The organism is Neobacillus nitrireducens, from assembly GCF_030915405.1.
In the GTDB taxonomy this organism is placed as follows: domain Bacteria; phylum Bacillota; class Bacilli; order Bacillales; family Cytobacillaceae; genus Neobacillus.
The window spans coordinates 1,118,855-1,141,148 of the sequence record NZ_CP133262.1; the positions used below are offsets into that span (position 1 = coordinate 1,118,855).

The following is a 22,294-nucleotide window of genomic DNA, read 5'->3' on the forward strand; positions in this document are numbered from 1 at the left end:
TTCGAACGATCGAATCGTCTTTTTTATTAGTTAAAATCCAACTTCTTTAGTTCAGTGTATGCCTGCTCTCGTTGAAGATTATATGATTGCCACGAGAGATCTTCAGTTAGGGCTTCCTGTTTTCGCTCTAGGAGTATTTTTTTTAGGTCAGGAATGTTCTGATTTTTTTCATAAAGATCGACTAAGCCTAATACCCCTCGATAAGACAAGTGATTTAGGTAATGAACATCAATCTTTCCGCTTAATTCATAACGATTCATATTTTCTTTTACAACGATTTTATCCAAATCAATAATCGTAATCGCCGTATAATAGATTAATGAAGTAATAAAATAAAAGTGAAATAATGATAACTTCTCCATCCAAATCTTCACCAGTGTATACGTGAAAATGACGACCAGGAAGATCATAAACGAATGCACCAGCACTCTTGTAAATGTAAATCCATAGGCGTCTTCATACATACTTAAACGCAGGAACGCGGAACATAGCAACACGGAACTCGCCAAGACAAGGATAGTCAGCAAGATTTGCAGCCCCCTCCGCAGGAAACTTGTGGCGCGATTCACGAAGGTTAAAACGATTACTGTAATCGATAAATTGATGAGTGTGACAAATAACAGTTCGAAAAAACCTTTTCTCGCATACTCAGCAAAGGTATAATCCGCTTGCAATGTTCCGCTGAAAAAATACCTAAATTGTACGACTGTAAACAAAAGATAAACGGCATTGATAATGATAAGAACCGTAATTGTAATAATTCCATCAAGCTGAAATTTTTGCCCATTTATTTGTTGTTGATTTACGTTCAAGTTTTTCTTGACAAGGATTTGCATAAAACCGAAGAAAGCAAAGGTGAGGAACAGAATAACAATAAGTCTCATCGTTCGCTCCACATTTATGACATGAAACCATTGGGGAATACCTCCAATTAATCGTTCAAACTCAGTATCTGCCGAAATGAGTAAGTTCAAAACAACAAACAGGATAGGCAGTGAGATGACAATCCCAAGGATTACTTTTTTCCAGATGATTAATTTATCCTCTTTTACTCCTTGTTTTAAGCTCTTTCCAAACATTGCGGCGAAACCTATATTAAATTTTAAGGATTGAATCAGTTTGGCAAAAATAAAAGGAGCAAAGGTCGGTTTATTCCAGCGGACATTTTCCGGGCTTGTGATTAATACCAAGTGAAAGATCACTAACCAAGGGATAACCAGTATATTTAAGCCGTAAAATAGTTGGTTATTATTTAGAAAATAACTGGCTGACAGCAGCCAAATGCAGCAAATAATCAGGTACCCTAAACGTTGATGTGAAAATTGATAGTGGCGATATCGCCACATAAATACAGAGTAAAAACCTGAAATAAATACAAAGTACGAAATTCCTATCTCACTCCGAAAAAAAGCTTCTTCTCCTAAAATCCCAAGTAATAAACAAAGAACTAAAAAAATTCCATCCGATTTTGTAATTTTCGATTCCATTTCCATCCCTCTTTTACATTGAATTTCTATATATATAGTTTTACTAGGTATATAAGCAAAAAAAACTGCTTATATCGATGCTTTCCTCCCCCATCGATAGCCAATCCAGCTAATCGGGTATAGGATGATGGTAAAAAAGATACAAGCAATAATAAATGTTTTGGTTAATAATGGGGCGAACCAAGAATGTGGGATAACCTGGAATAAAGTTAGGGCCATTAAAAGCAAGTTAGGAATCAGCGAGAGTAAAAATGTTTTTCTTAGGAGCGCTCTTCCTTTATGCCCAAACCCTTTTCCAATTTCATAACCCAGCAATGCCCAAAAAAACAGATACAGAAAAGCAATTAGGGTTGGAATTGCCGTTAGGTGATTCCAAATGGCCGTTAGCCATTCCCACTGATAGAGATTATGAGCCAATGTTAGTAAACTACCTCCACCAAAGAAAAGAATATTTAAGAGGATAAACACCCATTTCATATTGCTAGGGGTAACGGAGAACTCTTCCCTCCAAGCTTGAGCAATTTCTTCAGGACTGCCAAGCCTTGATACAATCAAGTTAAAAACTGTTTCCTCGTCTTGGCATTCAAATGATTCAATCAGAATTTCATCAATATGTGATGCATATTCGCGGAGAATCTCCCCTTTATCTAATTGGTCTCCTAGCCCTTTTTCCAGTTGTTCTAGAAACCTATTCTTCGGCCGTTCCATGCTTCGATCTCCCTATCACTTTGTTCATTACTTTAACAAAGTCCTGCCATTCACGTGTTTTTTCACCCAATAATTCTTTTCCTGCAGTTGTTATCTTGTAATACTTTCGTGCTGGACCCTTCTCCTGCTCCTGCCAATAGCACTCAATGTATTCTTGCTTTTCTAGCTTATGAAGCGCCGGATACAAGGTCCCCTCTTTCACACTCAAGTCGTTATCGCTGCGCTTTTCCAGCTCTTTCACTAACTCATAGCCATACATATCCCGCTCGTTCAATAATTGAAGCAGGATTAATGAAGTACTCCCCTTAACTAATTCACGGTTAAACATTTTATCACCTACCTAGATATATTAGGTACATAGAAATTCTATACCAAAGGATTCTGATTGTAAATAGCTATAAAAAAAATAGTGGCGATCTTTTATCACCACTACGATTAGCCTTTACTATTTGACTCTTCCGTTATTTCTTAGAACCTGAATGTTTTGGTTCCGTTCCCCGCCATCAGATAACTCCTCTGAAAACTCAAGTTTTGCTTCGTCGCCTACTAATTCACCGTGCTTGATGGTCCTACGCGGCATATTATTATTGGGTGCAGCTTGTTCATTCCATTTTCCCATCATCATCACCTCGATGAATAGTATTTGAAATAAACCCCAACTTATCCAACCAAGAATAGAAAAAACGCTTGGAATTCCAAGCGTTTTTTAATCAAATTAGAAAGTATGAAGTTTTGAACATAGATAACAGTCTAGCTCCAGCGCCCAACGGCTAGTGGACTTCGCCCTTTTCCCTACGATAAGTCAACATCGAATCACTAACGCTCTCCGTGTTTCCTTTATCTCAGTCAAAGGGCTCCAGTCCATACGCAGTTAAACGGGCGCTTCCGCTTTATTATATAACCATTTTTTTATTTTCGTTTAATTCGATTTCATGTTCATCGACCATATCATGTTCACGAAGCTTTTTAATTCTAAAGTGGTAAATCAAATAACATGCTCCTACGAAAGGTGCTCCCAGATAAAGAGCTAATCGTTGGGCAGGGTCAAATGCTAAGCTGACAAGCACGGAAACATTTAATACCAATCCAAGAATTGGTAAAAACGGGTAAAGTGGTGTTTTGAATTTAAGATCGGCAACCTTGCCGCCTTCACGGATAAATCTCCTGCGGAAAGCAATTTGTGAAGCCGTAATCGAAATCCAGCCTACTTGAGCACCTAAACCTGCTACGGAAAGAAGCCACATAAAGACCGTTTCTTCTGCAAAGAAGCCTGAGAGCAGTGATAATAAGGCAATTCCTATGGTGAATAATAATGCGTTAATTGGTACACCGCGTTTATTTACTTTGGTAAGAAAAGGACTGGTCATCTTTTCTTTGGACATCGCATACAGCATCCGCGTACCGGCATATAAGCCAGAGTTAGCAACAGAAAGCAAGGCTGTAAGGATAACAAAATTCATAATGTCTGCAGCATATGGAATGCCGATACTATCAAAGACAACAACAAATGGACTTTCAACAACACCGGCTTTTTCCATCGGAATTAACCCAGATACAACAAAGATCGCTAAAACAAAGAAGAATAGGGTACGCCAAACTGTTTGCTTAATTGATTTTGGAATCGTCTTTTCCGGGTCTTCACTTTCTCCTGCAGCGATTCCAATCAATTCAGTACCCTGGAAGGAAAAGTTAACCGCAATCATGGTAACAATCAAAGCAGAAAATCCGTGTGGTAAAAATCCATGTGCAGTAAAATTAGTAAAAAATGGTGCCGCTTCGCTGCCCTTCATGTCGATGAATCCAAACATGGCAGCTCCACCTAAGGCGATAAACAGGATAATTGCTACAATTTTAATACTGGAAAACCAAAATTCTGCTTCACCAAATGCACGTGCAGATAAAGCATTCAGTAAGAATAAAATAACCGCAAAAATGCCGCTCCAAATCCAGACTTGAACATCAGGAAACCATCTTTGCATCATTTGCCCGGCAGCTAGGAACTCTAATGCAACTGTAACGGACCAGCCTAACCAGTAAAGCCATCCAAGTGCAAATCCTGTTCCAGGACCAATAAATTTCGTTGTATACGTTTGGAACGACCCTGAAACCGGCATGGCGACTGACAATTCACCGAGACATAGCATGGTTAAAAACATAATAAATCCGCCAACGATATAAGCGAGAATTGCCCCAATTGGGCCAGCCTGACTGATCGTGTAGCCTGAGCCTAAGAAAAGTCCTGAACCAATGACCCCTCCTAGAGATATCATGAAAAGATGTCTCGTCTTCATGGTCCTCTTAAGTTCATGCGTAGAATTGTTCTCCTGCAAATTCATAAAAATCCCCCTTTTTCCCCCTAAAATTTCCCCTAAAAAAAGAATGCGCTTTCAATCACTTTAACTACCAAAATAATAGGATAATTTTTTTACTAATGACATCTATTTGCATACTAAATTATATGAAAATAGTGGTTTTAATTCAAGTGGCATTAATTTCTAAATTATCACTATATTTTAAAATATTAAAATGCAATTTTCGTGCCAACATTAATTTACCGTCCTGTGAACATTTTTCGAACAATATAGCAAAATATTATTGCATATTGATTAAATATTTTGCACCCTTCCTGCAAAAATACGTTTTCCACAAAAAAGGAAGATCAATTTTTCCATCATAATTTTCCAGACAAGGTTTTATTCTCCTGGATGCCAATATTTTTTGCTTTTGTATGTAGTTTTTTTACCTTTCTGCAAATTTATTTTGCATTATTACGTTTTTTTTGATTAAATAGGTGCATAAAGGATAAAGCAAAGGGAATGAACACATTGGAAAAAACTAATCATACAGTCCATTACCTGCAGTATGTAAATCGAATTTATAAGCGAATTTTAGATGAAGTAGATGTCGGTGTCCATGCTGTAGATGAAACCGGAAAAACGATTATTTATAATAAAAAAATGATGCAAATGGAATCGATGGACCTTCAAGACGTCATCGATAAAAATCTATTAGAAGTGTTTATGTTTAAAGACGATCAATCTAGTACTCTTGTCAAAGCGATCCAAGAAGGAAAAGAAACCAGTAATGTAAAACAAACCTATTTTAATAATAAAGGTCGCGAAATTACGACTATTAACAATACTATTCCAATATATTCAGATGAAAAACTACAGGGCGCAGTTGAAATTGCTAATGATGTAACAAAGCTGGAACGGCTAATCAAAGGCAATATGAATAAGGCGTCTACTCGATATACCTTTGAAAAAATTATTGGAAATAGTCCTGCCATTCAGGAAGTCATCGAATCAGCTAAACGTGCTACCAGGACCTCCTCCTATGTTTTGATTGTCGGAGATACAGGTACGGGGAAAGAACTTTTTGCTCAAAGTATTCACAATGGGAGTGGTCGATTAACTGCACCATTTATTTCGCAAAACTGTGCCGCTTTACCAGATAATTTAATCGAAAGTCTCTTGTTTGGAACGAAGCGAGGTGCCTTCACAGGTGCTATTGATACCCCGGGGCTATTTGAACAGGCCAATGGCGGAACACTTTTGCTTGATGAGATCAACTCCCTAAATTTAAATCTTCAGGCAAAGTTACTTCGTGTTCTTCAGGAAAAAACCATCCGGCGAATTGGTGATACAAGGGATACACCTGTTGATGTACGGGTTATTGCTAATATGAACGAAGATCCAATCGATGCGATTGCGAATAATCGGATGCGTAAAGATTTATATTACCGACTTGGTGTTGTAACTATTTTTGTCCCACCCTTAAAAGAGCGCAAAGAAGATATCCCCCTACTGGTTCAAAATTTTATTAAGAAATACAATGAGCTGTTTCAGATGAATGTAAAGGGCTTGTCTGATGAGGTTAAACAGTCTTTCTTTGAATATGACTGGATGGGCAATGTTCGTGAACTTGAGCATATTATTGAAGCCGCCATGAATATTATGATCGATGAAGAATGGATAATGTACTCCCATTTACCATATCAATACAGAAGTAAAATGCAGATGAAAGAAAGAATGATTCCTCTTTCCACCGTTGACCATTTCATTAAAGAAAATTCAGAATTAGCTATACCACTAAAACATCAAATGGAATTATTTGAGAAGTCATATATTGACCATATTTTAACTAAAAATAATTTCAATGTTTCGAAGACAGCCCAACTCCTCGGATTAAGTCGTCAAAGCTTACAGTATCGAATGAAGAAATTGAACATTAATGGGAAATGAATCCTATGAAAATGGAGAGCAATTAAGCTTTCCATTTTTTTATTTATATGGTAAAACACTCACCAAAATATGTTATTTTACATAAAATTATTATAGAAAAGTATTGATGTTTGATAAATGGAAACTTCTATTCAAACGCCTCCCCCAGATGCTATAAAATAATACAAGCATAATAATTCCATTTTTTCTCCATACTAAGAAGAAAAAGACGAGGTGAATAAAATGGGACTACTTAACTCTTTTAATCAATGGAAAGAGACCAAATACCAAAATCATGTCTCCAATATGAAAGACCAGGGCAAATGTCCTGATTGTTATGGTCGTGGCTATACGGTGTATCCCTATAATGAATTTGCATACTTTAATTCGTTTGAATGCCCAGGATGCCAGGGCAGTGGTCAATATACAGATTGGCAAGAAATGAGGTGAAAATTTGCACAAAAAATCCCTGCATCAAATCCGGTATTCGGTTCGATGCAGGGATTTTTTTGTCATGAATGTTACGTTTGGATATAGCATGCTACACTTCTTACTAGTTAGCTGCGTTTCTTTACTTGGCTTTGGTAGGCTTTAGATGTCCTTACCTCTACCGTCAGCGACCCATTACTTACAATTGCCTTTAGCATCAAGGGGACACCAGTTGTATTTTGAAATCTAAAATCTTTGCCGCCATAGGATACGGTAGCATCTCTTCCTAATGGCACGTATCCAACCTTTAATGAATGATGATTTTTTTCTATATATTGTACTGCTAGTTGGTCGATTGCATTATATAGCGTAGATGAAGTTTGGCAAATCCCCCCGCCATATCCTTCGACTAATTTTCCGTAGTTAATCTCTGGCGCCTTTTGGTATCCATGCTCCGCATCACTCGGTCCAACAGTCGTATTAAAAGAGAAGGAATCCTTGCTGCCAATGATGACATTGTTAATCGCTTGTGCCGATAGTTTGATATTTTCCGTTCTTCCGGCAACACCACTATTAAAATGAGTTGTATATGAGGCAACTACCACTTCATCTAAATGGGCCGCGTCCTCTTCTTGATATCCACTAGCGGTTACATATAAAGGCAGCTCCACATTGCCGCCTTTTTCTGATACCATGAGAATCTTTTCAATTAACTCGTCTTCTTCAAGGATTGTTTGAGGTGACCCTTTAATTACCTGACCATTTTCATCCAGTCGATCTAGCACCATTCGCTTATCAAACCCAGGGGTTGATTGAGTTCCCCGCGCTAATTCTCTTGTTAATTTTGCAAGTTCAGTTTTATAATTTCCGGGATCCGTTATATAGCCTAAATCCTTCGTATTAAAGGTTTTTACTATGTCTTTTGAATTGGGATCTATAATATTTACGTATACAGGCCTAGCTTCCTCCCGTTTCCGCTCTTCTTCACGTTTCTTTGCTTCTTCCAGTTTTTTTTCTTCTTTTACCTTTTTCGCTTGTTCGATTTTCTGTTCCTGTTCAGCTGCTTTTGCTGCTTTTTCTTTTGCGGTTTGCTCAGAGCACCCCGTTCCAATTAAACACACTGCTAATAATAATGAAATTACCCAATTTTGCTTTGCCATTTTCTCCAACTTGACTCCTTTTTAAGCCTTATGCCCTTTTATACTATTTTAGACGATTTCAAATGAACTTTGTTACATGTGACTCTTCTATTCTATTTCATTAATAAATACAATTTCCTGCAGAAATACTGGAAATGTACATTTTAAATAATAGAAAAAGAAAATGATATTCGATTCATCATAGGCTTTTTTAAGGTGCGTAGTAAATAAGCCCATGGCCTCATATGTTATAATTAAATTAGAAATCAATTATAACTCATTACACCTCCGGATACACTTCTTAAACTCCCGCTCTGGTTTTATTTTTGAAAGATTACTTTTTTTTGCTCCCGGCTATTACCTAAAATGAAGGGGGAATTGTCATGATAGAAATTTTCATTCTTCTTATTTTTCTTTTATTTTCAATTTTTCTTGTTTTAGGCGTTCTTTTCCATGTCAATCGAAATCGAAGTCGTTGGATTTACTACTTACTTTCATTTATCTGTTTATTAGGTGTCGTTTTCCTGTTGTTTTCTGGAAATTGGAACACTACAAGTTTTAGAAGTGGTGTAAAGGTCGATTTACCTATAACTGAAAAACCTGCAGTACCAAGACAAGAAAATGGAAAAAACTCTGGAAACGAAAACCCACCTGAAAATGAACAACCTCCAATTGAAGAACCTGCCGATGAAGAACCTAGTAATCCCGCACCCACACCATCTGAGAAAATTATCGTTCCTGAAAATGAAACGGTTGACTATAAGGTTGTTAAGGGTGATACCTTATTCTCAATCGCCAAACGTGCAGATGTAACGGTTGAAAAAATTAAGCAATGGAACAGCCTTCCCTCCGATGTCATCTATGTTGGTCAAATATTAAAGCTTTATGGGAAGAATGCTGAGCCGACACCGCCCGCAGAGCCACCAAAACAGGATCCCCCGCATACAACAGTCTCATCGGAGATTATTGTATGCGGCAGCCTCCAGCAGAAAAAAATCGCACTAACCTTTGATGCTGGTAGTGATACAGTAGGCATTGGAATACTGGATGTGTTGAAAAAGCACAAGGTCAAAGCCACCTTCTTCCTGACTGGAAAATGGGTAGTGAGATATCCAAGTCTCGCTAAAAGAATAGCCGATGAAGGACATGATATAGGTAACCATTCCTATTCCCATTCGGATGCAGTAAAAACAACAACTAGTGCTTTTAAAAAGGATATCATTAAGGCGGAAGAAGCCATAATGGCTGTAACAGGAAGAAATCCGCAGCCGTATTTCCGCTTTCCATTCGGCTCATACAACACGGCCGCTTTAAAATCTGCCGGAGAAGCAGGTTACCCTTACAGCATCCAGTGGTCACTAGACACGATTGATTGGCAGCAGCCCACCACTGAGGTGATTATCTCCCGCATTAAAACTGGAGCAAGTAACGGTGACATATCATCCTCATGCATATCGGCGGAATAAATACCCCTGCAGCAGTTGATAACGTAATCCCATGGCTAAAAGCCCAGGGATACCAACTAGTTCCATTGAGCGTATTATTAAAATAAAAAAATGGTGCCTGACACTTGGAGTGTCAGGCACCATTTTTTAAGAATTTATCTCAGCAATAAAATAGACTATTAATCTTTATCTAATAAAGCAGCACCAGCGATTCCAGGTTCGGTCATTTCATATATATTTAAAATGATATCTAATTCTTCTTCGCTTAAGACATCATATTTAAGACATAATTCACGAACTGACTTGCCGGTTAGTGTTGCTTCCCTTGCGATTCTAGCTGCCACCTCATAGCCAAGATGCGGATTAACCGCAGTAATAATACCCACGCTTTTCTCAACATTCTCTTTTAAGCGGGCCTCATTCGCCTCTATCCCTGCAAGACAATGATCTGTAAAGGACCGGAATCCGTTGTTCATAATACTAATTGATTGAAGTAGATTAAAAACTAATACTGGTTCCATGACATTCAATTCCAATTGACCCGCTTCTGAAGCAAGACAAATGGTATGATCATTTCCAATGACCTGGAAAGCGATTTGATTAATCAATTCTGGCATAACCGGGTTTACTTTTCCCGGCATAATCGAAGAGCCTGGTTGACGGGCAGGAAGGGAAATCTCAGCAAGCCCTGCACGTGGACCTGATGCCATCAACCGCAAATCATTTGCGATTTTTGACATGTTCATCATACACACCTTTAATGCGGCAGAAACTTCGGTATAGGCATCCGTATTTTGGGTAGCATCAACTAAATGCTCTGCATTCACCAATGGTAATCCACTGATTACTGTTAGTTGTTTAACGACATCGACTATATATTTTGGGTCCGCATTTAATCCTGTACCAACGGCTGTTGCCCCCATATTAACCTCATATAAATTCCCACGTGAAAGATGAATCCGCTTAATATCTCTTTCGACCACTCGAGAATAAGCTTCAAATTCCTGTCCAAGTCGAATGGGAACTGCATCCTGAAGATGGGTACGGCCCATTTTGATCACTTTTTCAAATTGCTTCGCTTTATCCTTAAAGACCCTATGCATATCTTTCATTGTCTCTAGCAATTTTTCAAGTAATCTAAGTGTTGCGATATGAATAGCAGTAGGAAATACATCATTCGTTGATTGCGACATATTCACATGTGTATTCGGACTTAAATGCTTATACACACCTTTTTCATATCCCAGTAATTCTAACGCCCGGTTAGCAATCACTTCGTTTGCATTCATATTCATGGATGTCCCTGCCCCGCCTTGGATGGGATCAACAATGAATTGGTCATTCCACTTTCCTTCGATAATTTCATCGGCTGCTTGGCAGATAACGTCGCCAAGTCCACTATAAAGCCTTTTCGTATTCATATTAGCAATTGCTGCTGCTTTTTTGACCATCGCAAGGGCATAGATTAAATCCTCATGAATTCGATAACCTGTAATAGGGAAATTTTCAACTGCTCTTAGAGTTTGAATACCGTAATAGGCATCTGCTGTTATCTCTTTTTTTCCTAAGAAGTCTTGTTCTATTCTTTTTGTGTCCATGATTATCTGTCTCCCACCCTTTATAAAAACTTGATCACACAAAAATAATACCAGTTTAAACTATCTTTGTCTCTGTTTTTACAGTAATGCTTAATTGAAAGACCGATTGAATTTCTCCAAAAGGACCCCAAATAGTTTGCGTTCCTCATCAGACCAGTCCTCGAGCAGTTCGGTAATTCGCTTCAATCTTTCCTGCTTATAGTCAAATAATTCCTTTGTACCTTGCTCTGTTAACTGTAGAGAATAGGCCCTACCATCCAATGGATCGGGAATTCTATACAAATAATCTTTATGCTCTAATGCTGACGCCTGTCGACTGATTGTAGATATATCTAACTTGAATTCCTCTGCTAAAACTTTTACCCCTGCTGCCCCCTTCCCTTTGATGCGGCGGAGGATTAAATAGGCAGATCGATCAAGATTCCCGAATTTTTTATTGTTTGAAATTGAAGTAATTCGACGAATCAGAATGGCTAGTTCAAGTTCGATCATTTCTAATGCATGTACATCCATGTCTTTAACCTCACTGTTAACCTTATTTCAACATATTAATAATGATAACATACGAACTTTTGAATAAGTAATCACAGTCTAAATTACATCTCAAAAACACTATTGACGTAGTGAAAATTGATTGTATAATACAATTATATACTTTCATCATACAACTAGTTCAAAAAGATGGAAACAAACTACAGGGGGAAATTAGATGTCACCAAGACCAGAATCTAAATTAGTAGCATCACGACAGCTTTCAGAGACAAACACTGAAAAGGCAGGTTTACTTACCCAGCCTAAAGCAGTTTGGGCTGTTTTTTTTGCAAGTATTATTGCGTTCATGGGGTTGGGACTTGTTGATCCTATCTTACCGGCAATTGCAGAGCAATTAAATGCTTCACATAGTGAAGTAACCTTACTGTTCACTAGCTATAATGCCGTTATGGCTGTTGCCATGCTTATTACAGGCGTAATATCAACAAGGATGGGCATCAAATGGACATTACTCTCAGGTATCGTGATTATTGCAATATTTTCTGCACTAGGCGGTTTCTCAAACGGCATTTGGACACTTGTTGGTCTTCGGGGCGGCTGGGGACTTGGAAATGCATTGTTTGTGGCAACAGCATTATCTGCTATCGTATCGTTGTCAAACAGTGGAACAGCAAAAGCAATCATCTTGTATGAAGCAGCAATCGGATTAGGAATTTCAGTTGGCCCCCTACTTGGAGGGTGGCTTGGGGCTATTTCATGGCGCGGCCCTTTTCTTGGAGTCGCTACTTTAATGATCATTGCCTTTATTGGCCTTTTCATCCTCATGCCAAAAGCAACTGCTCAAGGTGGAGTAAAAGCTCGCACTTCTTTATTAGATCCATTTCGTGCTTTAAAACATCGTTCACTACTAGTTTTTGGGATTGCAGCAGCCCTTTATAACTTTGGCTTCTTCACTTTGCTGGCATACGCACCATTCGTGATGGGCTTGGATGAACACGGATTAGGCTTCGTATTCCTTGGCTGGGGAATCTTACTGGCTATCACCTCTGTTTTTATGGCTCCCAAACTTTCTGAATGGTTTGGTACCATAAAATCGATGTGTATGATGTTAATCTTGTTTGCTCTTCTTTTGGTTGCAATGGGTATATGGACATCAACCCAGTGGGTGGTCATCGCTGCTGTTATCCTGGCAGGTGCGTTATTAGGAAATAACAATACCCTCATTACTACAGCCGTGATGAATGCAGCCCCTGTTGAAAGATCAACGGCATCTGCAGCATATAGCTTCCTTCGTTTTATTGGGGGGGCCATTGCACCATTTACAGCCGGCAAGCTAGCAGAAATATTCAATCCAAGTATTCCATTTATTGTTGGTGCAGGATTTGTCCTAATTTCGGTACTTTTTATCTGGATAAATAAAAAACATGTACAGCATGTAGATGAAGTTGGTTTAGGCCACTAATGTTAATGAAAGGATCTGGGATTATTCGCAGATCCTTTTTGTTTTTTGTTAATGGATATCTCTTTTCTTAAATCGGCCCCCGCGGACTTCCGAAATATCCCCTATCGCTAAAAATGCCGTCGGATCAATGTCCTCAACAATCGTGGTTAATTTAGATTCTTCCAACCTGGTGATAATACTGAAAATGACCTTCTTACTATCTCCCGTAAAGGCACCTTGACCCTTTATATAGGTGACCCCTCTACCAAGTCTGGCGTTGATAGCATCTCCAATTTCCTCTGCTTCTTCACTAATAATCCAAACAGATTTGGATTCTTCTAGCCCTGCGACAACGGTATCGATCGCTTTTGAAGCAATAACGTAGGCTAGCAAGGAATACATGGCCCTGTCCCAACTAAAGACAAAACCGGCTGCTCCTAAAATAAAAATATTAATAAACATGATAATCTGACCAACTGAAAATGGAACCTTTTTCGTGATGACGAGTGCCAAAATCTCGGTCCCATCTAACGCTCCACCATTTCGGATAACGATTCCGACACCCATCCCCAGAATCATCCCTCCAAAAACAGTCGCGAGGAGAATATCATCAGTAAATGCAGGAATTGGATGGAAAAATGAGACAAAAATAGATAAAATGATAATTCCATATACAGTAGAAATGGCAAAGGTTTTTCCCATCTGTTTATAACCCATATATACAAAGGGCAGGTTTAATATGAAGATGAAGATCCCTAATTTCCAGCGGGTTATATGGGCAAGCATTATCGAAATACCAGTAATGCCGCCATCAATAACATGATTGGGGACCAGGAATATTTCTAAACCGGTAGCCATTAAGATTGCTCCGATTGTAATAGCGATTGTTCGAAGAATTACTTTTTGGAGTGGTAATTTGCGGTGTTGGACTTTTTCATTCATGAGTTCTGTCATATAATCACTTCTTTTCGTTAGATTTTACCATTTTCTTATCCCCTGCTTTAGCCTCTCTTCGATTGGAATTTTTTATGTAAGAGTTATTTACATTTCTACCTTTATTATATCATATTTTAACAAAAAATTGAACTTAAGTTCATGTTTTATTATTACTTTAGTATAATTTCTAAAAAGAAAATAGCCAATAATCCTTAGGACTATCAGCTACGGTTACAACATTATTCCTAAATTGCTTATCTACTTAAAGCACGCTCTATGAAGATATCCTCTATGACACGATGATTACTAAGCGAACCTGTATGGATAATTTGCTGACCCATATTTTGCTTCATTTTTACTATTTGATCGATTTCTTTTAAAAGGAGACCGGAAAATAATAAATAAGGAATAACGATTATTTTTCCAACAGTTTGCTTTGAAACCGTCTCAAGTCCCTCCTGAAGCCTTGGTTCTGTGGCCGCTAAATAACAAACAGAAACATATTTTATACCCAGCCGTTCTCTTATCCCTTTGGTTATTTCTGAAAAAGCTGTGTGAATGCTCTTGTCACTACTGCCTCTTCCGACAACCAATACCGCATCCTGTGGTGAAATCGCATCAACTGAATTCCTAACTAACTCGGCAATACCATCGAGAATCTTCCCTTGCACGCCAAATGGATCCCGTATATTTACCTGGATATTTGGATACGTGTTACAGAGGGGGGCAAGTATTTGAGGAATATCTTCTTTAATATGACCTGCAGCCAATAAAAAAAGGGGAACCACAGAAATCTCTGTCGCCCCCCTATTTACACAGCGCAGAAAGCCCTCCTCAATACTTGGCTCGGTCAGCTCGAGAAAACTGATTTCCTGAATCTCAATACTTATTCGATCCATCACTCTATGGAGAAAAGATTGGGCTTCTTCAGCCCCCTTTTTCGAACGGGTCCCATGACCAATGTAAAGAATTGCTTTCACCATCGCTGCCCCCTTCTTCATTATCCTTATTATCCTTTACCAACCATGAAATTATCATTCTTACTCATGAGCGATGAGGAAAATGCAGTTTACTATTTAGATCATATTTTTCTCTCTTAAATAGGTTAAGACTTGTTCCACTGCTTCCTCAATGGTCACTTGATCAGAATGAAGAGTGATTTCTGGTTGTTCAGGCGCTTCATAAGGGGAATCAATTCCGGTAAAGTCCTTAATTTCGCCCCGACGTGCTTTCGCATACAACTGCTTTGGATCGCGACGTTCACATTCCTCAATTGGACAGTGGACAAACACCTCAATAAATTCACCTTGTTCAAATAAAGCCCGCACTTGATCACGATCAGAACGAAAAGGTGAAATAAAGGCGGTAGTCACTACTTTGCCGCTGTCGACAAATAACTTAGCAACTTCTCCAATTCTGCGAATATTTTCAGTACGGTCATAATCGGAAAAACCGAGATCCTTATTTAAACCGTGGCGAATATTATCACCATCAAGGACATATTCACTGATTCCCTGACGGAACAATTCGTTTGATACGGCATTTGCAATCGTTGATTTTCCAGAGCCTGAGAGTCCTGTAAACCATAATGCACAGCTCCCGTGACCATTCTTTTCACGTCGATTTTCTTTTGAAATAGATGTTTCGTGCCATGTAATATTCGTTGGTTTAGTCATTGATTTTGTTTCCTCCTTACACGGTTGCGGTTTCTTTCATGCCTTCAATTAGTACTTCAACTACCTCTTTACGGCTAAAGGTTGATGGTGGCAGTACACCCGAGCGAAGCATCTCTCTCACCTTTGTACCTGAAAGAATCACTCTGTCTTCCTTGCTATGCGGGCAAGTTTTATCGGAAGCCATTCCTTCACATTTCGTGCAATAGAAGCTATGTTCAAAGAACAAAGGCTTAATACCCAACTCTTCTTCTGTAAAATTACTAAAAATGTGCTGGGCATCATAGGTTCCGTAATAATTGCCAACTCCGGCGTGGTCACGGCCAACAATAAAATGGGTGCAGCCAAAGTTTTTACGGGCAAGTGCATGGAAAATAGCTTCCCTTGGTCCTGCATATCTCATTGCTGCCGGATAAACACCCAGTTGAACACGTTCGCTCGGATAATAGTTATCTAGTAAAACACGATAGCTTTTTAAGCGGACCTCTGCAGGGACGTCATCTGACTTTGTCTCGCCAACAAGCGGGTTGACGAACAGGCCATCGACCGTTTCAAGAGCAGCTTTTTGAATGTACTCATGTGCACGATGAATAGGATTTCTTGTTTGGAAACCTACAACAGTCTTCCATCCCTTTTCTTCAAAAATGGCCCGTGTTTCTTTCGGCTCAAACCAGACATCACCGAATACTCCTTTTTCTGATTTTTGCACGAGTACAATTTCCCCTGCAACGTATACAGGTCCTCTTTCGTAGAGACGTTTTACACCAGGATGTGCAAGTTCTTCTGTTTTATATACTTCAAGTGCTTCTTTGTCTAAATCAGGTTCATACCATTCTGTAACTCTAATAACACCATAGACTTCATTTTTATATGATAGTTTGTACTCTTCACCTACTACAAGTGTTTCAGCTACTTCAAAAGATACAGGTAGTGTAACCGGGATCGACCAGATGGTATTGTCTGCTAAACGCATAGTGGTGACAACAGATTCATAGTCTTTTTGCCCAAGAAACCCCTTCAAAGGACTGAATAATCCGATACCAATTAATTCTAGATCACTTAACGCAATTGCATCAATTTCAATTTCCTTTTCGATCGTGGATAGATCGTAATTGGGGTCAAACGCTTGAATAAGTTTTCCTCCATGAGGTTTTGGTAAGTATGACATATTAATCAACCTTTCTCTTTATGTTTTAAATTAGTCGCTACCTTTGCACCTTCTAAAGCAGCAGTCACTAAATTCTTCTACAATGATGCTTTTATTTAGAGTGCAAACCGCACTCCGTTTTACCGCTGCCCGACCAACGGCCTTCTCGGGAATCACCATCAGTTCCAACAGCCTGTGTACACGGGAAACAGCCAATACTAGGATAGTTATGGTCATGCAATTCGTTATATGGGAGGCCTTTTTCCCTGATATAGGACCAAACTTCATCCCACGTCCAGTGAATTAATGGACAGATTTTGATATTTTGAAATTTATCATCCTTGTTAACGAATTGCGTGTCCTTCCTTGTTGGAGACTGTTCTCTACGTAGACCTGAAATCCAAGCGTCCCTTGGTGTCAATGCTTCTCGTAGTGGAATGACCTTTCTTATTTGGCAGCATAGGTTTGGATCCCTTTTCCATAATGCTGAGCCATATTCGGCGGATTGTTGATCTAAACTCAAATCCGGTGTTTTTCGCTCAATTTGTAATTCTGGAAAACGAGCTTCAATTTTATCGATAACATCATACGTTTCAGGAAAATGGAGACCCGTATCTAAGAAAACAATCTGAGCATCCTTTTTTACTTGATAAATCAAATCGATTAATACTATGGCCTCAGCACCAAAACTGGATGCATAAATAATTTTCCCTTCAGGATAATTGCTATATGCCCACTCTAATACAGACCTGGCACCCTTTGTCTCATCTTGAATTGAGAAAGTTTCAGAGATTTCACTCCAATTATTATAAGTGACAACCTTCGTCATCCACTTGTACCCCCTTTATCAATAAAAAGGCAGTTTCCCTCCCTCTGAAGGGGAAGATGGACCGCCTCTAGTAGTTAGTCTAATCAGCGAATTTTATTGGATTGCAGGCGAACCTTTTCATTTTTCTCGATTTGTACTATTTTCCCATCCTGAATAACTAACGTTATAGAACCAAATTTTAATGTATCCAACATACTTTCAATATGTTCACGCACATCTTGCCATTCTGAACCTTGCAGTTGATTCGCCTCCCTTAAAAAACTTCATTTTATTATTAGAATTAATCCTACCATACGCATAGGAATTGTCAATATAATTTATTATAATATTTGAAAAAATAATGAATAATTTTAATGTAAAAAAGGCAGACAATTGTCCACCTCTTAGTTTAGAAAATCTATTTATTATCGAACTAAGGAATAATCTTTGAGGCTCTTGCTCTTTCTGCTGTTTGTTCAATCCGATTGCTTAAAGGTTTTTTTAACACCATTGCCATAAGAAAACTAATCAATACAAAGATAACCAGATAAAAGAAATCGTTAACAACCACTTCATTAATCATTCCACCAACCGTTTCCCGCAGCATACTCACGGCATACGTAAACGGCATGAAGGGGTTTAACTTTTGAAAAAAGGAAGAGGTCAAACTAACCGGGAATGTTGCACCAGAACTAGAAATTTGCAGCACGAGGAAAAGAATCGTTAAACCTTTTCCTAAATTTCCGAACACCGAGCATAGAGAATAGGTAATTATTACAAACACCATACTGATAAACATACAAAATAGTACAAACCAAAGTTTGTCGACTGCATAGGTGTGAATGATAAACAAATCACCAATGGATATAATGGCCGCTTGGAAAATTCCTATCGTCAGAAATGTTAACAGCCTCCCTAAATAGAGTTGATAGCTTTTGTATTTATTTTCAGGATTATCTGCATCTACTTTTAAGGAGGCAATCAGGAGGGTAGCTCCAACCCATAGTGCTAGCATCGTATAAAAAGGTGTCATCGCCGATCCATAATTTGGGATAGGAAATAGCCGTTTCGTTTTCAATAACACAGGACTTGATAGGAAGTTACTTTCCTTTTGAGGATCATGTTTAAGAAATTCAATTAAATCGTTTATATTTACACTGCTTTCATACCTACGGATTTTAGCAGCTGCACTCCTAATTTTAGCTTCGAATCCAGGTAAGTCATTCCTAGCTAAATCCGCTGCTTTATGGACGCCCTTTGCAAGTTCAGGAAGCCTTGTGCGTACAAGATTTCCTGCTTTTCGAATGTCATCCTCCACTTTTGGCAAATCCTTCTGCACAAAATCGGCAGCAGCATGTAATTTTTGTTCTACCCTCGGCAAATCATTTTTAATAAATAAGGCTCCTGAATTTATTCCTCTTGATACTTCATCCACCTTCTGCTGGATGCCCGGTCGAGTTTCCTGAATGCCAGAATGGATTTTTACTAACTCGTCATATAATTGAACTAACTGTTTTTGATTTGCTGTGGTATCCACCTGGTTTGTTTCCTTTACACTTTCGACCGCTTGATTGAGATTCGTTTCGATCTCCGTTAAACTCGAAACGACTTCACCGATAATTTCCGTTGATCGCTGCAAATCAGTAAGATTCCCCTGCAATGCTATCACTTTCTCCCCTGCGTCCTTTATAAGCGGCAAACTCGCTTCAACCTTTAAGATACTGCTGCCAGCCTGCTGGATTTCGGGAATTCTTTGTTCAAGCTCAATAATTTTCTGACCCTTGGCCTGTATTTCAGGGAGCCTTGCTTCGAGTTCAATCGCCGTTTTCCCCATTTTCTCAATTTCCGGCAGAGCCTTCTCTAGCTCAAAAATCTGTTCTTCCACATCACGAATAGAGGGTAATGCTTTCTCAAGTTCAATCCCACCTTTATAAAATCCCGAGAAAATAGCATCTCCGACTGTTTTAATAAAAGCTTGGCTTATTTGAGCTGTAACGCTTGATGCACCAGAACTCGCAATTTTCGGGGCCACGGCATTGATTTTTTCATTTACAGTAAATTCAATATTTGGTTTTTGTGGATTCAATTCTAAGATACTCGTAAGTTTCTTTGAAAAATCCTTTGGAATAATGAGATAGGCATAGTATTTTCCTTTCTCAACTCCACTCTCGGCATTTTTCCGATTAACAAAGGTCCATCCAAGCTGGTGATTCTTTTTTAGGTTTTTTACCGTATCGTTTCCAACATTTATTTTCTTTCCTCTAATTTCAGCCCCTGCATCTTCATTGCTAACAGCTACAAGAATCCCGGCTGTATTGCCATAAGGGTCCCACATTGACTTAATATTAATCCAGGCGTAAGCAGATGGGAGGATCATTAGCGCGATAACTAACAACACGACAGTAGGAACACTAAAGATATTTTTCCAATCATTTTTATAAATGTGCCAAACCTTTCCGATCATAATCCTCCCCTTTATCAATCTTTTAATTGTCTATAGCATTACACTATTTGAAATTAATAATTCAAGATAAAAAGGAAGGATAAATGTAAAAAAGCTGCCTGAGAATAAGATCCCAGGCAGCTTAAAATTTATTTAGAAACAACTTTCTCATCATTGGTATAGTTGTATTGTGAACGGTCAACAGGGGTAAAGTTCTCGGGTTTGTAAAAGCGTAATAAATCCCCATTCACGACTTTATCTGATAGCTTTAATTTATATTCAACGATTTTCTGGTCTTTTTTTGCTTCTTCATTTTTCGATTCATCTAATTTCAAGCCTGTTTTGGAGTCATAGAATTTCCCATCAATAGCAGTGATCGTTGAACTTACAAAGTCACCATTTCTGAAAGGCACGACATCATCATGTTGTTTAGATAATAAGTCGGTTCCAAATTGGACATATTCTTTTGTGTCCGTTCCAAGCAAGTGAAGAAGTGTTGGAAGAAGATCGATTTGACCACCATATTCGTGATTTACTCCACCTTCCATACCTGGTACCCGAATAAATAATGGGACGCGCTGTAATCCAGTATTTTCAAAAGGCGTAATTTCTTTTCCCATTACCTGCGCCATGGCATTATTATGATTTTCAGAAATACCATAATGATCCCCGTACATTACAATAATAGAGCGATCGTACAGACCTGATTTTTTCAGATAGTCAAAGAATTGCTTCAAGGCCTCATCCGCATATCGTGCCGTTTGAAAATAGCCATCAACCGATTTATCACCCGTTGTACCTGGTGCAATCGTTGCATCTTCTTCATTAATTGGATACGGATAATGATTCGATACGGTAATGAATTTTGTATAGAATGGCTCTGGTAAAGATTCCAAAAGAGGAATCGATTGTTCATAGAAAGGCTTGTCCATCAGCCCGTATTCTGCAAGATCAGCAGAATTTATTTGATAATAGTTTGAATCAAAGAACTTGTTAAAGCCTAATGATTTATAAATTTCATTACGATTCCAGAAGCTTCCTGAGTTTCCGTGGAACACTGCTGAAGTGTAGCCTTGTTGACCTAAGATTGCTGGAGCAGCCTCATAGGTGTTTAACCCTTTTGTCGTATAGGCTGAGCCTTGTGATAAGCCATATAAAGAATTTTCCAACATAAACTCAGCATCCGATGTTTTACCTTGTCCAGTTTGATGGAAGAAATTATCAAAGTAAAGTGTATTTTGGTCTTTCGTTAATGAATTTAAAAACGGTGTGACCTCTTCCCCATTCAATTTGTAATTAATAAGGAAGTTTTGCATCGATTCGAGATGTAAATAGATAACATTCATTCCTTTTCCAGCCCCAAAGTAAGCTGGATTTGGCTTTGCATAATTCGATTTTGTATAGTTAACAACTTCCGTAATATCATCACTACTTGCCATAACCCTTTGTGCTGATGCCTTTGTACTTTGAACGGCATCATAAATGGTGTAATTGTACATGCCTAAATATTTCACAATATAATTTCGGTCAAATCCTCTTGTTAATAATTGAGGACGGTCTGTTTCAGCCAAAGCCAGGTTAGCACTAGAAATGGCAAGCGCCATTGAAAATAGGGCAGCCACCTTCCCGCGATTCATATCATTAACGTCAATTTTCACAAAACGGAATACTAATAAGGCAACCAATACAATGACATCAAGGAAGAATAAAATATCATATGGTTTTAATAGAGATGTCACACTGCCGCTTACATCCCCAAAGTTTTGTGTTTGGGTTAAAGTCGGTAAGGTAATAAAATCACTAAAGAATCGGTAAAATAAGACATTTGCATATAAAAGAAACGATAAAAGAAAATCTAGTACAATTAGCCCAATATACTTTTTTCTACCCTTAAAAAAGAATGCAACGCCTAAAAAAAGTAACGCTGAACCAAGTGGGTTAATAAATAATAGAAACTTTTGGAGTGTGTTTTCTATTCCTAAGTCAAACTGTGTTAATTGAACGATATATGTTTTGATCCACAGGAAAAATACAGTCAAAAAGAAAAAGCCAACATATTTATTAAAAATACTTTGACCACGTTGTAATAAGTTATTCATAATGCACCTGCCTTGTAATCTATGATTATATAATTTAAGTCATTATTTTAAATACTGCTTCCAATAGTCTAACATCTATCTTAACAGTTAAATATGAACAATCCATGAATATTTTTAAAAAAATTAGATATGGTCAACACAAGAACATTACTATACTCTCTTTTTTTTAAATGTCAAGGCTCTAAAAAAACAAAAGCAACTGACTCTTCTGTTAACAAAAACAGTC

Annotated in this window: 20 protein-coding genes; 4 read left to right on the forward strand and 16 right to left on the reverse strand. The window is 38.3% G+C overall.

The genetic code is table 11. The features are described 5' to 3' along the window. Positions 1 to 26 precede the first annotated feature (26 nt). The 5 genes from RCG22_RS05485 to RCG22_RS05505 all read right to left on the reverse strand — a co-directional run bounded on the left by RCG22_RS05485 (position 27) and on the right by RCG22_RS05505 (position 4,531). Positions 27 to 1,487, reverse strand: a complete 1,461-nt coding sequence (locus RCG22_RS05485; protein WP_308106069.1) for a DUF4153 domain-containing protein — start codon at positions 1,485 to 1,487, stop codon at positions 27 to 29. 69 nt (positions 1,488 to 1,556) lie between these two features. Continuing rightward, entirely contained in the window at positions 1,557 to 2,195 is a 639-nt protein-coding gene (locus RCG22_RS05490) for an HAAS signaling domain-containing protein (RefSeq protein ID WP_308106070.1), read from the reverse strand. Next, complete coding sequence (locus RCG22_RS05495; protein ID WP_166254320.1) at positions 2,176 to 2,523, reverse strand: PadR family transcriptional regulator; 348 nt, start codon at positions 2,521 to 2,523, stop codon at positions 2,176 to 2,178. Before RCG22_RS05495 ends, RCG22_RS05490 begins: the two co-directional genes overlap by 20 nt. Before the next feature lie 117 nt (positions 2,524 to 2,640). Continuing rightward, positions 2,641 to 2,820 (reverse strand): hypothetical protein, encoded by a 180-nt coding sequence (locus tag RCG22_RS05500; protein WP_308106071.1) that lies wholly within the window; start codon positions 2,818 to 2,820, stop codon positions 2,641 to 2,643. 268 nt (positions 2,821 to 3,088) lie between these two features. Further along, entirely contained in the window at positions 3,089 to 4,531 is a 1,443-nt protein-coding gene (locus tag RCG22_RS05505) for an amino acid permease (RefSeq protein WP_308106072.1), read from the reverse strand. A 489-nt stretch (positions 4,532 to 5,020) separates the two neighbouring features. On the opposite strand from RCG22_RS05505, the gene RCG22_RS05510 reads away from it, so the two are divergent. After that, on the forward strand, positions 5,021 to 6,439 hold the full coding sequence (locus RCG22_RS05510) for a sigma-54 interaction domain-containing protein (protein WP_308106073.1): 1,419 nt from the start codon (positions 5,021 to 5,023) through the stop codon (positions 6,437 to 6,439). 222 nt (positions 6,440 to 6,661) lie between these two features. Next, entirely contained in the window at positions 6,662 to 6,868 is a 207-nt protein-coding gene (locus RCG22_RS05515) for a methionine aminopeptidase (RefSeq protein ID WP_308106074.1), read from the forward strand. 107 nt (positions 6,869 to 6,975) lie between these two features. Here RCG22_RS05515 and RCG22_RS05520 read toward each other — a convergent pair whose 3' ends face one another. Next, complete coding sequence (locus RCG22_RS05520; protein WP_308107095.1) at positions 6,976 to 8,007, reverse strand: VanW family protein; 1,032 nt, start codon at positions 8,005 to 8,007, stop codon at positions 6,976 to 6,978. Between the two features lie 362 nt (positions 8,008 to 8,369). Here RCG22_RS05520 and RCG22_RS05525 point away from each other — a divergent pair, with 362 nt between their 5' ends. Continuing rightward, positions 8,370 to 9,452 carry a polysaccharide deacetylase family protein gene (locus tag RCG22_RS05525; RefSeq protein WP_308106075.1) on the forward strand — a complete coding sequence of 361 codons (1,083 nt, stop codon included), beginning with the start codon at positions 8,370 to 8,372 and terminating at the stop codon, positions 9,450 to 9,452. Between the two features lie 158 nt (positions 9,453 to 9,610). Here the strand turns inward: RCG22_RS05525 and aspA are convergent, their stop codons facing one another. Both aspA and RCG22_RS05535 read right to left on the reverse strand, forming a co-directional pair. After that, positions 9,611 to 11,029: an aspartate ammonia-lyase gene (gene aspA / locus RCG22_RS05530; RefSeq protein ID WP_308106076.1), complete on the reverse strand. Its 1,419-nt coding sequence runs from the start codon at positions 11,027 to 11,029 to the stop codon at positions 9,611 to 9,613. A gap of 90 nt (positions 11,030 to 11,119) precedes the next feature. Continuing rightward, on the reverse strand, positions 11,120 to 11,542 hold the full coding sequence (locus RCG22_RS05535; RefSeq protein WP_308106077.1) for a MarR family winged helix-turn-helix transcriptional regulator: 423 nt from the start codon (positions 11,540 to 11,542) through the stop codon (positions 11,120 to 11,122). Positions 11,543 to 11,738: 196 nt separating this feature from the next. Between RCG22_RS05535 and RCG22_RS05540 the strand changes: the two genes are divergently transcribed. After that, on the forward strand, positions 11,739 to 12,983 hold the full coding sequence (locus tag RCG22_RS05540) for an MFS transporter (protein WP_308106078.1): 1,245 nt from the start codon (positions 11,739 to 11,741) through the stop codon (positions 12,981 to 12,983). Between the two features lie 48 nt (positions 12,984 to 13,031). Here RCG22_RS05540 and RCG22_RS05545 read toward each other — a convergent pair whose 3' ends face one another. From RCG22_RS05545 to ltaS, 8 genes are all read right to left on the reverse strand, one after another. Continuing rightward, positions 13,032 to 13,916 (reverse strand): YitT family protein, encoded by an 885-nt coding sequence (locus RCG22_RS05545; protein WP_308106079.1) that lies wholly within the window; start codon positions 13,914 to 13,916, stop codon positions 13,032 to 13,034. Positions 13,917 to 14,152: 236 nt separating this feature from the next. Continuing rightward, on the reverse strand, positions 14,153 to 14,899 hold the full coding sequence (locus RCG22_RS05550; RefSeq protein WP_308106080.1) for a sirohydrochlorin chelatase: 747 nt from the start codon (positions 14,897 to 14,899) through the stop codon (positions 14,153 to 14,155). A gap of 75 nt (positions 14,900 to 14,974) precedes the next feature. Next, a complete protein-coding gene (cysC, locus tag RCG22_RS05555; protein WP_308106081.1) occupies positions 14,975 to 15,574 on the reverse strand; it encodes an adenylyl-sulfate kinase in 600 nt (199 codons plus the stop codon). Positions 15,575 to 15,590: 16 nt separating this feature from the next. Next, positions 15,591 to 16,739, reverse strand: a complete 1,149-nt coding sequence (gene sat / locus RCG22_RS05560) for a sulfate adenylyltransferase (RefSeq protein ID WP_308106082.1) — start codon at positions 16,737 to 16,739, stop codon at positions 15,591 to 15,593. Between the two features lie 91 nt (positions 16,740 to 16,830). Next, complete coding sequence (locus tag RCG22_RS05565; RefSeq protein WP_308106083.1) at positions 16,831 to 17,547, reverse strand: phosphoadenylyl-sulfate reductase; 717 nt, start codon at positions 17,545 to 17,547, stop codon at positions 16,831 to 16,833. A gap of 83 nt (positions 17,548 to 17,630) precedes the next feature. Continuing rightward, positions 17,631 to 17,786, reverse strand: coding sequence for a YezD family protein (locus RCG22_RS05570; protein WP_278251573.1), 156 nt, complete (start codon positions 17,784 to 17,786; stop codon positions 17,631 to 17,633). Between the two features lie 173 nt (positions 17,787 to 17,959). Beyond that, entirely contained in the window at positions 17,960 to 19,990 is a 2,031-nt protein-coding gene (locus RCG22_RS05575; protein ID WP_308106084.1) for a YhgE/Pip domain-containing protein, read from the reverse strand. Between the two features lie 128 nt (positions 19,991 to 20,118). Then, the gene (gene ltaS / locus RCG22_RS05580) at positions 20,119 to 22,068 is read right to left on the reverse strand and encodes a lipoteichoic acid synthase (protein WP_308106085.1); all 1,950 of its coding nucleotides are present in this window, start codon (positions 22,066 to 22,068) and stop codon (positions 20,119 to 20,121) included. Positions 22,069 to 22,294 lie beyond the last annotated feature (226 nt).